Annotated in this window: 13 protein-coding genes; 4 read left to right on the plus strand and 9 right to left on the minus strand. The window is 37.9% G+C overall.

Features of this window, described 5'->3' with window-relative positions:
• Positions 1 to 218 precede the first annotated feature (218 nt).
• The 9 genes from ilvD to CINF_RS00765 all read right to left on the minus strand — a co-directional run bounded on the left by ilvD (position 219) and on the right by CINF_RS00765 (position 10,092).
• On the minus strand, positions 219 to 1,892 hold the full coding sequence (ilvD, locus tag CINF_RS00725) for a dihydroxy-acid dehydratase (RefSeq protein WP_179975375.1): 1,674 nt from the start codon (positions 1,890 to 1,892) through the stop codon (positions 219 to 221).
• Positions 1,893 to 2,001: 109 nt separating this feature from the next.
• Positions 2,002 to 3,684: an ATP-binding protein gene (locus CINF_RS00730; protein WP_179975376.1), complete on the minus strand. Its 1,683-nt coding sequence runs from the start codon at positions 3,682 to 3,684 to the stop codon at positions 2,002 to 2,004.
• Complete coding sequence (locus tag CINF_RS00735) at positions 3,685 to 4,350, minus strand: response regulator transcription factor (RefSeq protein ID WP_179975377.1); 666 nt, start codon at positions 4,348 to 4,350, stop codon at positions 3,685 to 3,687.
• 70 nt (positions 4,351 to 4,420) lie between these two features.
• On the minus strand, positions 4,421 to 5,176 hold the full coding sequence (gene pstB / locus CINF_RS00740; protein ID WP_179975378.1) for a phosphate ABC transporter ATP-binding protein PstB: 756 nt from the start codon (positions 5,174 to 5,176) through the stop codon (positions 4,421 to 4,423).
• Between the two features lie 9 nt (positions 5,177 to 5,185).
• On the minus strand, positions 5,186 to 6,004 hold the full coding sequence (pstA, locus tag CINF_RS00745) for a phosphate ABC transporter permease PstA (protein ID WP_179975379.1): 819 nt from the start codon (positions 6,002 to 6,004) through the stop codon (positions 5,186 to 5,188).
• Positions 6,001 to 6,852, minus strand: coding sequence for a phosphate ABC transporter permease subunit PstC (pstC, locus tag CINF_RS00750; RefSeq protein ID WP_179975380.1), 852 nt, complete (start codon positions 6,850 to 6,852; stop codon positions 6,001 to 6,003). Before pstC ends, pstA begins: the two co-directional genes overlap by 4 nt.
• Positions 6,853 to 6,877: 25 nt before the next feature.
• Entirely contained in the window at positions 6,878 to 8,680 is a 1,803-nt protein-coding gene (locus CINF_RS00755) for a PhoX family protein (RefSeq protein WP_179975381.1), read from the minus strand.
• Between the two features lie 50 nt (positions 8,681 to 8,730).
• Positions 8,731 to 9,558 (minus strand): substrate-binding domain-containing protein, encoded by an 828-nt coding sequence (locus tag CINF_RS00760; RefSeq protein ID WP_179975382.1) that lies wholly within the window; start codon positions 9,556 to 9,558, stop codon positions 8,731 to 8,733.
• A gap of 186 nt (positions 9,559 to 9,744) precedes the next feature.
• Positions 9,745 to 10,092 carry a cupin domain-containing protein gene (locus tag CINF_RS00765; protein WP_179975383.1) on the minus strand — a complete coding sequence of 116 codons (348 nt, stop codon included), beginning with the start codon at positions 10,090 to 10,092 and terminating at the stop codon, positions 9,745 to 9,747.
• Between the two features lie 293 nt (positions 10,093 to 10,385).
• Between CINF_RS00765 and rrpB the strand changes: the two genes are divergently transcribed.
• From rrpB to serA, 4 genes are all read left to right on the plus strand, one after another.
• Positions 10,386 to 10,718 carry a MarR family transcription factor RrpB gene (rrpB, locus tag CINF_RS00770; RefSeq protein ID WP_179975384.1) on the plus strand — a complete coding sequence of 111 codons (333 nt, stop codon included), beginning with the start codon at positions 10,386 to 10,388 and terminating at the stop codon, positions 10,716 to 10,718.
• A 245-nt stretch (positions 10,719 to 10,963) separates the two neighbouring features.
• The gene (locus tag CINF_RS00775; protein WP_179975385.1) at positions 10,964 to 12,610 is read left to right on the plus strand and encodes a 30S ribosomal protein S1; all 1,647 of its coding nucleotides are present in this window, start codon (positions 10,964 to 10,966) and stop codon (positions 12,608 to 12,610) included.
• A 213-nt stretch (positions 12,611 to 12,823) separates the two neighbouring features.
• Positions 12,824 to 13,318 (plus strand): hypothetical protein, encoded by a 495-nt coding sequence (locus tag CINF_RS00780; RefSeq protein WP_178695837.1) that lies wholly within the window; start codon positions 12,824 to 12,826, stop codon positions 13,316 to 13,318.
• On the plus strand, positions 13,315 to 14,895 hold the full coding sequence (gene serA / locus CINF_RS00785; RefSeq protein WP_179975386.1) for a phosphoglycerate dehydrogenase: 1,581 nt from the start codon (positions 13,315 to 13,317) through the stop codon (positions 14,893 to 14,895). The genes CINF_RS00780 and serA overlap by 4 nt, the downstream gene beginning before the upstream one ends.
• Positions 14,896 to 14,900 lie beyond the last annotated feature (5 nt).

Genomic DNA, 14,900 nt, shown 5'->3' on the forward strand with positions numbered 1-14,900 from the left:
TAAAATTTCTAGCGAATTTTTGAATATTTCATTATTAAACCCATTTAAGCCTTATTTTGAAATTTTAATATCACGCTCTATAAACTCACCACTTTTTAAGCTTTATTTATAAATTTTATAAATTAGCAAGCAAGTTTATTTTTTAAATCAATAAAATTTTTAAAACTAAGCCATTTTAAAGCTAAAAAGTCTAGCTAAATGGCTTAAATTTTAATTTATTAAGCTTGTAAGATTGCGCCGTTGCTTGCGTTGCTTACTAAGGCTTGATATTGTCTTAAATATTTGCTTTTTACTTCTTTGCCGCCATAACGCCAGCTAGCTTTGCGCTTTGCTATTTGCGCTTCATCTAAGCGCACATTTATACTAAAATTATCCACATCAATATCTATTATATCGCCATCTTCAAGCAAGGCTATCATACCGCCTTCTGCTGCTTCTGGGCTAATGTGTCCTATGCTTAACCCGCGCGTAGCACCGCTAAATCGTCCATCTGTAATCAATGCGACATCTCCGCCAAGACCGCGCCCTACAATCAAGCTAGTAGGGCTTAGCATTTCTTGCATGCCAGGGCCGCCTTTTGGGCCTTCGTAGCGAATTACCACCACATCGCCCTTTTGGACTTTGCCACTACTAATGCCCGCTATCGCTTCATCTTGGCTATTAAAGCACACAGCCTTACCGCTAAATTTTCTCTCGCCTATAATGCCAGCAGTTTTTATAACACAGCCTTGCTCGGCTAAATTGCCAAATAAAATCGCCAGCCCACCACGCGTAGAATAGGCGTTTTGGCTTGTGTGTATTATGCTCTCATCGCGTATTTTGGCGTTTTTAATGCGCCCCCATAAAGTGCCACCTTCAATTACATTTACGCTAGTATCAAGTAAATCCGCATTAAATTTGTAAATTTCATTCATTATCGCGCTTAATCCGCCAGCATTATGTATATCTTGCATATGCACGCTTGGCAGGCTTGGGGCAATTTTGGCTATGTGCGGGACGGCGCGACTAATATCATTTAGCCCAGCTATATCAAGCCCGCATCCTGCCTCGCGACTAATTGCTAGCATATGTAAGATTGTATTTGAGCTACCGCCCATTGCCATATCTATTATCATAGCGTTGCGGATTGAGCGTGCGTTTATGATGTTGCCAATTTTATAATTTTCATCTAGGGCGATTTGGCAAATGCGCCTTGCAGCCGTTCTTAGCAATTTTTCTCGCTCAGGGCTTAGGGCTAAAATAGTTCCATTGCCATCTAATGCCACGCCCATTGCTTCACATAAGGTATTCATAGAATTAGCAGTAAACATACCAGAGCAACTCCCGCCACCAGGACAAGCATTACATTCAATAAAATGTAATTCTTTTTCATCAATTTGGCCTGTTTGAAAAGCGCCAACAGCTTCAAAGGCTGAGTTTAAATCCAGGCTTTGGGTGCCGTGTCCTGTGCCTGCTCTCATTGGTCCGCCACTTACAAAGATAGTGGGCACATTTACCCTAAGTGCGCCCATTAACATACCTGGCGTGATTTTATCGCAGTTTGGTATGCAAATTAACGCATCTAAGCAGTGCGCGCTCATTACCGTTTCTATGGAATTTGCGATTATTTCGCGACTTGGCAGGCTATAAAGCATACCATTATGCCCCATCGCTATGCCATCATCTACGCCGATTGTATTAAACTCAAATGGCACACAGCCATTTTTGCGAATTTCATCTTTAATAATGCGGGCGTATTCATTTAAGAAAAAATGCCCAGGGATTATTTCTATAAAACTATTTGCTACGCCAATAAATGGCTTTTTAAAATCATCATCTTTTAACCCAGTAGCGCGTAATAATGAGCGGTGCGGAGTTTTTTCATAGCCCTTTTTAATCTTATCACTTAGCATTTTGATCCTTTGAAATTTTAAAATTTGGCGCCGATTATAGCCAAAATCATAAAAATTTTAGCGATAAATCCTAGCATTGCGCTAATAATTTAAAATTTAAAAGCAAATTTTAAAAAGCCATTTCTTCATCAAACACCACGCAAAATTCGCTCCCAACGCCAAATTCGCTTTGAAGTGTGAGATGAGCTTTGTGGTAAAAACAAGCGTGCTTGACGATAGAAAGTCCAAGTCCTGTGCCGCCAAGCTCTTTACTGCGGCTTTTATCCACGCAAAAAAAGCGTTCAAAAATACGGCTGTGGTGTTCTTTTTTAATGCCTATGCCGCTATCTTTGACGGTGAGTTTGATGAGGCTGTTTTGCCTTTTAAGTGAGATTTTGACAAAGCCATTTGGTTTGTTGTATTTTATGGCATTATCGCAAAGGTTGTAAATGAGGTTTTCTACAAGTTCATAAACGCCAAAAAGCTCTTGTTCTTCTAAATCGCAAAGAAGTTTTACGCCTTGCTTTTGCGCAACTTGCTCTAAACGCGAAACCACTTTTAAGATGATGGATTTTAAATTTATTTTTTGCTTTTGGAGTAAATTTTGCTTGTTTTCGTCAAAAAATGAGAGTCTTAAAATCTCATCAATCATCTCTAAAAGTCTTTTTGATTCGCTATAAATTGTATCTATAAATTTTGGCATATCAGCGCGTTGAACGAGTTTGTTTTTTATCATCTCGCTACTTGCTAAAATGCTTGTAAGCGGGGTTTTAAGCTCGTGGGTTACATTTGCGCTGAATTCTTTTCTTAATTTTAAGGCTAGTTTTTCCTCGCTTAAATTTTGAATTAAAATCATCATTCCTTTAAATTTTTCCTCCACAAAAATAGGCGAAAAGATAAGTTCGCATTCCTCATCATTTAAGGGCATTTGAATGTTTTTGTTTTGCCTTATTTTTTGGGATTTAAACTCATCAAGCATTTGAGCGCACAGCTTGCAAAAGGCTGAGTTTTCAATGTTTTCAAGGCTTACAGCATTGTTTAATTTTAAAAAATTTTCTATATTGTTGTTGGCTAAAATTATCATTCCTTTGGCATTAAGCAGCATAAAGCCGTCTTTTATATTTTGTGCTAAAAGCAAGCTTTCTTGCTGTTTTTGTAAAAGTTTCTTGTAGGCTTTTTTTATGGTTTTATTTTGTGTTTTGATTTTTTTGATGATGCCTCCAAGTTCGCTGTAAGCGTCATTTTTGTGAAGTTCTTTTAAATTTATATTTTTTATGGGGTTTAAAATTTTTTTTGCGAGAATTTTGGCGATGAAAAAGCATATAAAAAGCAAAAACAGCATTTCACACACAAAGAGCAAGGCAAGGTTTAAAATAAGGCTTGTGAGGCTTTTTTGGGTGGTGGCGATTCTGATGATATAGGTTTGATTTGCCTTTTTGTAAGCTTTGGCGTAGTAGATTAAATTTTGTTTTAAGCTTTGTGAGTAGCGTATTTTAAAGCTTTCGCCCTTTGTAAGCGTGTCTTTTATTTCTGCTCTGTTTAGGTGATTTTCTAAATCAAAAGCAAAGTTATCAAACAGCACAACACCATTTTCATCGATGATTGTAAGGCGGTTTTGCGCGTTAAAATCTTGCATTTTGCTTAAATTTTCATCAAATTTTTGCACGCTTAAAAGGGTGGCGGCTTGTTTTTTCATATCGTTTATGATTTGCGTTTTGAAAAAATTATCAAAATACAAAAACAAAAATATATTTGAGGTTAAGAGCAAAAAACCGCACACGCCAAAGATAGCATAGAAAATTCTTTTTTGCATTTAGGCTTCTTTTGAGAATTTATAACCTACGGCGCGTATGGTTTTAATGTGCTTGCCAAATGCGCCAAGCTTGCTTCTCAAAGTGTTTATGTGTATGTCAAGTGTCCTGCTGCTCGTGCAAGCATAACCCCACACAAGCTCTAAAATGTCATCTCTTTTAAACACCCTTTCGCAGTTTTGCAAAAGCAGTTTTAAAAGCTCAAATTCTTTGAGTGTAAGCTCTACAAAATTGCCGTTGATTTTTAAAGTGTGTGCGATTAAATCCATACTCAACCCCTCAAATTCAAGCTTTTGGTTTTGAGGTTTTAGCCTTCTTTGTATAGTTTTTATCCTTGCGATAAACTCCATTACCCCAAAAGGCTTAGCGATATAATCATCTGCTCCAAGCTCTAAACCTTTTACCTTGTCCATTTCGCTATTTAAAGCACTTAAAATCAAAATGGAAATGCTTTTTGTTGCGGGATTGTTTTTAAGCTCTTTTGTGATTTCAAAGCCGCTTTTGCTTGGCAGCATTAAGTCCAAAACGACAATTTGAGGTTTATTGTTTAAGAGTGCTTTTGAAAACTCATCTGGGTGTTTAAAGCCCAAAGCTTTGATGTTTTGCGATTTAAGCGCGTATAAAATAAGCTCTAAAATGCTCTCATCATCTTCTAAAACATAAACCATTTAAGCCTTTCATCAAATTCAATCAAATCCTAAATCAAATTCGGTTTTTGTAAATTTTTATTAAGTCTTTTTAGCCAAAGCGTCCTAAAATGTAATCTTGCGTTTTTTTCTCTTTGGGGTTGTTAAAAATCTTTTTTGTCTCATCATATTCAACCACTTCGCCCATTAAGAAAAATGCCGTTTTATCTGAAATCCGCGCGGCTTGTTGCATATTATGCGTAACGATGATTATAGTATAATTTTTCTTTAAATTTAAAATGAGCTCCTCAATTTTAGAAGTTGCTACCGGGTCAAGCGCGCTTGTTGGCTCGTCCATTAAAATCACCTCAGGATTTACCGCTATCGTCCTTGCTATGCAAAGCCTTTGTTGCTGTCCTCCACTTAATCCTAATGCTGAATGCTTGAATCTATCCTTTAAATCCTCCCACAAGGCTGCTTTTTTAAGGCTAGTTTCTACTATCTCATCAAGTTTAGCCTTATCTTTTGTGCCGTGTGTTTTAGGTCCAAAAGCGATATTATCATAAATGCTCATCGCAAAGGGATTTGGCTTTTGGAAAACCATTCCTACCTTTTTACGCAACAAATTCACATCACAATCCTTGCTGTAAATGTTTTTGTCGCGAAATAAAATTTTGCCTTTGATTTTACAGTATTCAATTAAATCATTCATACGGTTTAAACTTTTAATAAAGGTTGATTTCCCGCACCCACTAGGTCCTATAAAAGCCGTTACTTCGCCTTTGTAAAGGTCTAAGTCTATATTTTTAAGTGCGTGAAAATTTCCATAATACAAATTCATTTTTTTAATGTCAAAACACACTTTCATAAAACCTCCTTAAACTCGCAATAATTTTTTAGCGATGAAATTTGCAAATAAATTTATAGCCAAAACGATGAGGATTAAAATCATTGCCGTGCTATATGCTGCGTTTATGTGTAGTCCCTCGCTTGAAATGGCATACATATGAACGCTTAAAGTTCGCCCAGAATCAAACAGCCCAGCCACCTTTGCTACGCTGCCTGATGTATAAAGCAAAGCCGCACTTTCGCCTACAATCTTGCCTATACTTAAAATAATGCCCGCTAAAATGCCCGAAATCGCACTTGGCAAGATTATCACAAAAATAGTGCGAATTTTTGAAGCTCCAAGCGCAAGTGCTGCTTCTTTGTAACCCTCAAAAACACTTTTTAAAGCCTCTTCGCTACTTCTTAAAATAAGGGGCAAAATCATAATGCTTAAAGTTAAAACTCCTGCAATAAAACTTGTCTTAAAGCCAAAATAAATCACAAAAGCCAAATACCCAAAAAGCCCATAAACAATGCTTGGAATGCCTACCAAAGTTTCAGAGGCTATGTTGATAAGCCTTAAAATTTTACTTTTTTTGCGTGTGTATTGTGTCAAAAAAATCGCCCCAAAAATGCCTACGGGCATAGCGATACAAATGGCGCAAACAATCATATTTATAGTGTTTATAATGGCTGGCATCATCGAAATGTTTTCGCTATTATAATTCCACTCAAAAAGGCTTAAATTTAAGTTTAAAATGCCCTTGTAAAAGATAAAACCTATCAAAAGAAAAAATATCCCCAAAACGCTAGCAATAGCAAATCTTAAAAGAAATGACAAAAGCAAGCTGAGTTTGTCTTTTTTCATTTTGTCTCCTTTTTGATGGCGTTAAAACTTGCGTTGATGATGAGGATAAATACAAAAAGCACCGCCGCACTTGCGATTAAAACCTCTCTGTGTAAATCAGTCGCATAGCCCATTTCTAGCACTATGTTTGTAGTAAGTGTTCGCACACCGTCCATTAAGCCGTGCGGGATTTGGGCTTGATTGCCAGCTACCATAATCACAGCCATAGCCTCGCCGATAGCCCTGCCAACGCCAAGTATCACAGAAGCTAAAATTCCACTCTTTGCCGCAGGAACAAGAGCAAAAAACACACTTCTTTCTTTGCTTGCGCCCAAGGCTAATGCGCCCTCATAATAGCTTTTTGGCAAGGCATCAATAGCCGCTTTTGAAAGCAAGATGATAGTAGGCAAAATCATTATAGCCAAAACAAGTGAGGCAGCCAAAACGCCCTTGCCAGAAATGCCGCCATATAGACTTGATAAAGTTGGCACAATCACCACAAGCCCAAAAAATCCATACACAACAGAGGGAATAGCCCCTAAAAGCTCCACACAGGGCATAATGAATTTTTTAAGCCTTTTATGGCAAAAACAAGAGAGATAAATCGCGCTTAAAACCCCAAGTGGCACGCCTATGAAAATCGCCAAAGCCGTTACATAAAGGCTACCGATAATCATCGCAAAAATTCCAAAAAGATCCTCGCTAGGAAACCACTCAAAACCAAAAATAAACTCAACAAAACCTATTTTTGACATAGTTGGCAGTGCATTTGCAAACAAAAAAAGGCAAATCATCAGCACGGCAAGCACTGAAAACACCGCATTTACAGCAAAAAGCGCAGTGAAAAATCTTTCTTTGAGCTTGGTCATTTTTTAACCTTTTCTTGCTCTATATTTACGAGCCAATAACCCCGCCATCAAGCTTTTTAATTTGCATTACCGTGCTTCTTGGCGTGGTGTTTTTGCCGTTTGGAAAGTGGCTTTTTGCGCCAAACTCTCCGGGGTGCTGAACGCCTACAAACATCACCGTGCTATCTTTTGAAAAGGTACAGCCAGTAATCTCACACGCCACAGGTCCGCTTAAAAAACGCCTAATCTCGCCTGTGTTTGGATTCGCACAAAGCATTTGGTTATTTCCCATTTTGGCGTAATCTCCCTTATTTGAATACTTACCATCACTTTGTATCCACAACCTGCCAAATTTATCAAATTTTAAACCATCAGGCGAGTTAAACATATTTTCTGCGTTGATGTTTGAGCTACCTCGCCTAGTGCCGTTTGGATACACCTCTGGGTTGCCCATTAAAGCAAAAATGCTCCACTTGAAATTTTTGCCTGCGTGGTCTTTGTTTTGCGCTTGCCAGCTGATGATTTGTCCGTAAATGTTGTTTGTTCGTGGATTTGCGCTGTCTATTTTTTCACGTTTTGTGTTGTTTGTCATTGTCGCATAGACAAACTCGCCCTTTAAATCCGCCGCGATCCACTCAGGGCGATCCATAGGTGTTGCGCCGACAAAACTTGCAGCAAGGCGAGCGTGGATTAAAATTTCAGCCTGCGAGTTAAAGCCAGAGCTTTTATCAAGCCCGTTTTTGCCATAACTTAGCTCAATCCACTCTCCCACACCTTCAAGCAAATCACCGTTAAATTTTGCCACATAAAGCGTTCCGCTGTCTAAAATATCTTTATTTGCGGTTTTGTTTGTTTTGTTAAATTTATTTTTGCTTACAAATTTATACAAAAACTCATTTGCCTCATCATCGCCCATATACACGACAACACGCCCATCTTTGTTAATGAGAACTTCTGCATTTTCGTGCTTAAAGCGTCCCAAAGCCGTGCGTTTGATTGGCGTTGAGTTTGGGTTGTATGGGTCAATTTCCACCACCCAGCCAAAGCGGTTGGCTTCATTTGGGTTTTTAGCTAAGTCAAAACGAGGGTCAAGCTCCCATTTATAAACGCTTTCTTTGTTAAAACCGTAGCGTTTTAAAGCAGGCGTGAAAGCTTGATTTGCCTCGCTTGAACCGAAAAAATCATCCACATTCTCCTCACAAGTTAGGTAAGTTCCCCACGGAGTTTGCCCATTTGCGCAGTTATTAAGCGTGCCAAGCACCAACTCGCCTTTTTTGTCCGCAGCTGTGCGCATAAGTTTATGTCCTTTTGCAGCTCCTTGTAGCTTCATTGGCGTTTGAGCGGTGATCCTGCGGTTATATGGTGAGTCAAGCACCACTTGAAAAAAGCCGTCCTTATCTTTGCTTATCTCAAATATACTCACGCCAAGTGAGTTTTGCATATACCGCACATCTTCAAGCGTAGTTTTTTCGCCCTTGTGTGAAAACATTATCTCAGGGTTGATATACTCATTATTTACCGCCAAAAGCGCGTTGCCGTTTTCTAGCTCAAATAACGCCATCCCGTCATTGTTGTCGCCAAAAACCAAATTCGCATTTTCAACCGCCCTTTGGTCGATGATTTTATTTTCATCAAACGCGCTAGCCTTGCTAAAAAGCGCGTCTCCCCACGAAATGAGCGGTTTTGCTTCGTATCCTTGTGGGACTACAAACTTATCTTTGTCGTTAAAGGCGATCTGCTCAAAGCCTAGCAAATTTTCACTAGACGCGGCAAAAACCGCAGAGGGAGAGAAAAAACTAGCAAACCCAATCGCTCCGCAAGTCGTTTTTAAAAATGTTCTTCTTTGCATTTTTCTTCCTTTTAAAATTTGGCGGACTTGCCGCCTTGAACCACGCCTAATTACCTAACTTCGTCCCAGTCAGTAACTTCGCCCATAAAAATCTTTTTGACGCTCTCTTTGCTGATGTCATCAAGTTTGTTGCTTTTATGCACGATTACCGCCAAGCCATCAAGTGCTAAAACCTGCGCTTTTAAACCCTTTTTTAGCTCGCTTTGCTTAACCTCGCGCGAAACCATTCCAATGTCGGCGATGCCCTCAATTGTCGAAGTAACGCCCGTTGTGGAGTCAGATTGTAAAATCTCCAAATTCGCATTTGGGTTAATCTTCTCATACGCCTCTTTTAGCTTTTCCATAAGCGGCGTTACAGAGCTTGAACCTGCGATAACAAGCTTGCCTTTTGGCTTTTTAGAGCTAAACGCGTTTTTGCTAACGGCGATATAGCCCGCTTTTTCAATGATAGCAAGTGCGTTTTGCGAGCTAGCGTAACTTAAAAAATCCTCAGCAAGCGGAGTTTTTGTTTTTGTAACGACATTAAACGGACGAAAAATAGTGTAGCTTTTGTTGTTGATGTTTGCCACGCTTGGCGCAACGCCATCAATCTTCAAAGCCTTGACCTCGTCATTTAACGCCCCAAGCGAGATGTAGCCTATGGCGTTTTTGGAATTTGCCACTGTGGTTATCATAACGCCTGTGGAGTTCGTAACTTCGGCTTTTTTAGAGGTGGCGTCAATTTTCTTGCCTGTTTCTTGTTTGACATCAAAAATATCCACAAAAGCACCTCTCGTGCCTGAACCCATTTCGCGTGAGATGGGATAAATGCTTTCAGCAAAAGCACAACTTAAACTCAGCATCAAAGATGCCATTACAAATTGTAGTAATTTTTTCATTACCACTCCTTTCAAATTGAATTTGTGATGAAAGTATAAAAAGGCATTGTAAAGTTTGATTTTGGCGAATGTAAAATTTATGTAAATTTGTGATGAGAGTTGAAAAAAAGTTGAATTTAGTAGAATAAATTTAAATAAGCTTGCAAGTTTATCAAACCACAAGCTTATTTTGTATAAAACCAACGCTTAGCCCATTATGCCGTCTGTTGCGCTCCATTGCGTAAGGCTGTTTTCTTTGGCTTGCACGCAAAGATAGCGTAGTTTGCTCGTAGCTATTACCTTTCTCATAACGCTTGGAGCGACTCGCACCGCGTCATTTGCCTTTACCGCAAGCTTTTGACTATCTAGCTCGATAAATCCATCACCTTCTAAAAAGAGATAAAGCTCTTCATTTTGCTGATGAGCGTGGTAAAATGGCACTTCCGAACCAGCTGACAGCTCATTGAGCGAGACTTCACAGCTTGTTAAACCAAGCTTTTCCTTTAACTCCACTCTCGCTTCGTTTGCGAGTGAGATTTTACTGAATTTTGACATTGTGTCCTCCTGTTTAAGTTATGTTAAAGCCTTTTTTAAGGCTTGCTGCTTTGTGAGTGAATTTTCACTCTTATAACAAATAAATTTGTTGAGCGAAATTTAACACACTAGCATAACTTTGTCAAGTAAGCACTTTTTTATTATATAGTCATCTTTTAGAAACTATTGTGTAAAAATAAGCCTTTAAAGGCTTTAAAATTTTTGTAAATTTTTTAAAATTTTTTGAATTTTGACTTGAATTTTGAAAAAATTTGCTATAATTTTGGCAAATTTTTTAAATTTAAAGGACAAAAATGAAAAAGTATTTCTCCCCTTGCCCCATAGAAACTGTGTTAAATCTCATCGGCAACAAGTGGAAATTCCTCATCATACGCGATTTGCTTAAAGATACAAGGCGTTTTGGCGAGCTGAAAAAGTCCATTTCAGCCACCAAAAACCAAGACATTTCGCAAAAGGTGCTGACGCAAAATCTACGCGAGCTTGAAGAAGCAAGGCTTGTAAAACGCAAGGTTTTTGCCGAAGTCCCGCCCAAAGTCGAGTATTCTTTAACCCCGCTAGGACAGAGCCTTGAAAGCGTTTTTGACAGCCTTGCTTTGTGGGGCGAAAACTACAAAAAGCTAGCTTAAATTTAGAAATTTTTGCTTGCTAACATTAATAAATTTTAGTAATTTTTTCATTACCAATCCTTTCAATTAAAATTTTAATGAAATTTTAAAATTTGCCTGTATTATAAAAATTTTAAAATTTTAATGCCTTAAAGGCGTAAATTCTCAAGCTAAAATTTCGCTAAATTTTTTCAAGAAAAATAAGCTAAGAATAAGCATAAATCAGCTATGATTACGCCTTTTAAATCTAGATTTAAGGATAGAAAATGGCTGTGGAGCATTTCCAAACAGAAGAAGACTTCGCAAAATTGCTTGCAGAAGATGAGCGATCACAAAGTAGCGGAGCGCTTTGTGAGGGCGTAATAGTAGCGATTAAAGACAATGAAGTTTTAATTGATGTTCGTAAAAAATCAGAAGGCGTGATGGATATAAATGAAATCCAAGACGCAAATGGTGATTTAACTTATAAAATCGGCGATAAAATCAGTGTTTTAATAACAGGTTCGCGCTCAGGTCGTCCGCTAGTATCGCACAAAAAAGCACTTAGAAAAGTGAAAGTTCGCCAATTCATTGAAAATTATGATGAAAATGCTGATAATATTTATGAAGTAAAAATCATTAGCAAAAATAAAGGCGGATATGTAGGCGTAAATGATGATAGCGTGGAGTTTTTCATCCCGCGCTCGCAAATACGCGATACAAATATAGGCGCTAAAATAAAAGTAAAAGTGCTTAAAGTAAATAAAGATGAAGGCACGATAATAGCTTCAAATCGCCGTATTGTAGATACAGCTCGCAAAGAACGCGCCATAGCATTAGAAAATATCACAAAACAAGAGGGCATAATAGATGGCGTGATTAAAAAAATCACTAGTTATGGTATGTTTGTCGATGTTGGCGGCGTAGATGGCTTGGTTCATTATAAAGAAATCAGTTACAAAGGGCCGATAAACCCTGCGAGTTTGTATAAAGAAGGCGAAAGTGTAGGCGTTAAAATTTTAAATTACGATAAAGATAAAAAACATCTTTCACTTTCCATAAAAGCAGCTATGCCTGATCCTTGGACTGATGTTAAAGACAACCTAAGCGTAGGCGATACTATTCGCGTAAGTGTGAGCAATATCGAACCTTATGGCGCTTTTGTGGATTTGGGTAATGATATAGAGGGCTTTTTGCATATTAGCGAAATTTCTTGGGATAAAAATATCAAAAACCCGCATGATTTTATAAAAGAAGGCGATGAGATTGATGTAGAGGTTATAGAAATCGATATGGACGCACACAAACTTCGCGTTAGTCTTAAAAATTTATTAGATAAACCTTTTGATGAATTTCGCAAGGCTTATAAAGTAGGCGATGTGGTAAAAGGCAAGGTAGTTTCTACTACTGCTTTTGGGGCGTTTATTCGCATAGCTGTAAATAACGGCAGTGTAGAAGGGCTTTTACATAACGAAGATTTAAGCTGGGATAGAAATGCCAAATGCAAAGAAAATCTAAAAATTGGCGATGAAATACAAGTAAAAATCGTCAAAATCGACACAGAAAAACAAAAAATTTCTCTAAGCGCGCGTGAGCTTAAAGATAGCCCTATTAGCCAATACGCCAAAACTCATAAAATAGGCGATGTTGTAAAATGCACCATTAAAGATATAAAAGAATTTGGTGCTTTTGTAAGTTTAGAAGGCGATATAGAAGCGCTTTTAAGAAAAGAAGATGTTAATGATTTTAGCGCGCTTAAAATAGGTGATAGCTTAGAAGCAGCCATAGCCTTTATAGACGAGCGCAAGGGGCATATTCGCCTTAGTGTAAAACGCGTAGATATACAAAAAGAGCGTGATACCATTAATAAAATAAATGCCCAAGATAGCGATAGAATAAGCCTAGGCGATATTATAAAAGAGCAATTAGCCTAAGTTTTAGCACATTGCGTTGAGAGTTTGAGTGTGAAATTACCTTTAAACTCGCAACGCATTAAAATTTGTTTTGTGCGTTTTATAATTAAAATTTTAAGTTCTGCTTTATTAAAATTTTAATTTATTGGCAGTTTAAAATTTTAATTTATTGAAATTTACCAAAGTTATGAATTAGCTAAATTTTAATGCAATACACAAATAGGCGAAATAAAAATGACAAGTAAAAACGCTTTATACATTGCTTTGGCTTTTATAATGTTATTTTTGATAATTACAGCCGTTGTTTTGATAAATTACGCGCGCGTAGCAAAGCCTGTGTTTGATTTAACACCAATAGCGCCTATTACTTGGAGTGATACAAACAAAAGCGTAGATGGCTGGATGGCCAATGTCGCAAAGCTAAATAAATCCAGTGATGTTTTGCCTGTTAATTTAATGTATATAGAATTAAACGAGCGCAAAAGCAGGCTGGATTATCACACAAATAATAAAACATTGCGCTATCAAGTGCTGATATCAAAATGCACGGATTATTCTATTTTTTGTATGCAAAGAGTGGCTAAAAGCTTAGATATAGAACTTAGCCTTGTGCGCCAAAATGGCTCACACACTATTTTTATAAACACAAATAGCGCAGCTACGGCTAATAGCTTTATAACTAATCTCAAAAAATATAATATAAACTCCACTTTAAAGGAAGTTAAATGAAAACTATCATAGTTTGTGATGCTATTCACCCTAAGGGTTTTGAAATTTTAAGAGCGCAAAAAGATTTAAAGATCATAGACGCTGTAAATGTCCCAAAAGACGAACTTTTAACTATGTTAAAAGGCGTGGATGTAGCTATTACTAGAAGTTCTACTGATTGTGGCGAGTATTTTATAAATGCTGCTAGCGATTTAAAGGCCTTAGTGCGTGCTGGCGTGGGCGTGGATAATGTAGATATACAAACTTGCTCTAAACACGGCATAATCGTAATGAATGTCCCGACCGCAAACACAATAGCCGCTGTGGAAATGACGATGTGCCATTTATTAAACTCGGCGCGTAATTACATAGCAAGTGTGAATGATTTACAACAAAACCACACCTGGAAGCGCGAAAAATGGTATGGCACAGAGCTATACCAAAAAACGCTAGGCATAATCGGCTTTGGCAATATTGGTAGCCGTGTCGGCACTCGCGCGCTTAGCTTTGGTATGAAAGTAATTGCTTATGATCCTTATATTGAGCCGAGCAAGGCAACGGATTTGGGCGTAGAATATACCAGTAATTTTGATGATATTTTAGCTTGCGATTTTATTAGCATTCACACACCTAAAAATAAAGAAACCATCAATATCATAGACGAAGCACAAATTGCCAAAATGAAAGATGGCGTGCGTTTGATTAACTGCGCGCGCGGTGGTTTATACAATGAAGATGCGCTTTATAAAAATTTAAAAAGCGGAAAAATCGCATACGCTGGCATTGATGTTTTTGTTAAAGAGCCAGCTAGCCAGCATCCGCTTTTAGAGCTAGCAAATGTTAGCGCAACGCCTCACCTTGGAGCAAATACGCTTGAGAGTCAAAAAAACATCGCAGTAGATGCTGCCGAGCAAGCAATTAGCGCAGCGCGCGGTATTTGTTATCCAAATGCGCTAAATCTGCCGATTAAAACAGAAGATTTGCCTAATTATGTAGCACCTTTTGTAGAATTAACAAGCAAAATGAGCTATTTTGCCGCTCAGCTAAATAAGGGCGCGATAAAGAGCATTAAGCTAATAGCTGAGGGTGAAATTTCAAATTATGCAAAAAGTTTGCTTACCTTTGCCTTAGTTGGTGCTATGAAAGATAGCGTAGGTGATGGGATAAATTATGTAAATGCTTCTTTTGTAGCAAATGAGCGTGGCATAGATAGCGATGTGGAGATAAAACCTGAAAATAGTGGTTATAAAAATAAAATTAGCGTGAAAATAACCACTGATGAATACGCTATTATTATAGGCGGAACGGTATTTGGTGAAAATGAGCAAAGAATTGTTCAAATTGGCGATTTTAAAACAGATTTTAAACCAAAAGGGCAAATGATAGTGTTTAAAAACACCGATGTGCCAGGCGTTATTCGCGATATTAGCGGGATTTTAGCAGCGCAAAATATAAATATAGCAGATTTTCGCCTAGGCAGAAGCGGACATGGCGAGGCCTTGGCTGTGATTTTGGTCGATGGCGATATAAAAGCGAATATTTTAGATGAATTAAATGCGCTAAAAACTTGTATTTGGGCAAAATACGCACAAATTTAATTTAA

The sequence above is a fragment of the Candidatus Campylobacter infans genome (genome assembly GCF_013416015.1).
GTDB classification, from domain to species: Bacteria; Campylobacterota; Campylobacteria; order Campylobacterales; family Campylobacteraceae; genus Campylobacter; species Campylobacter infans.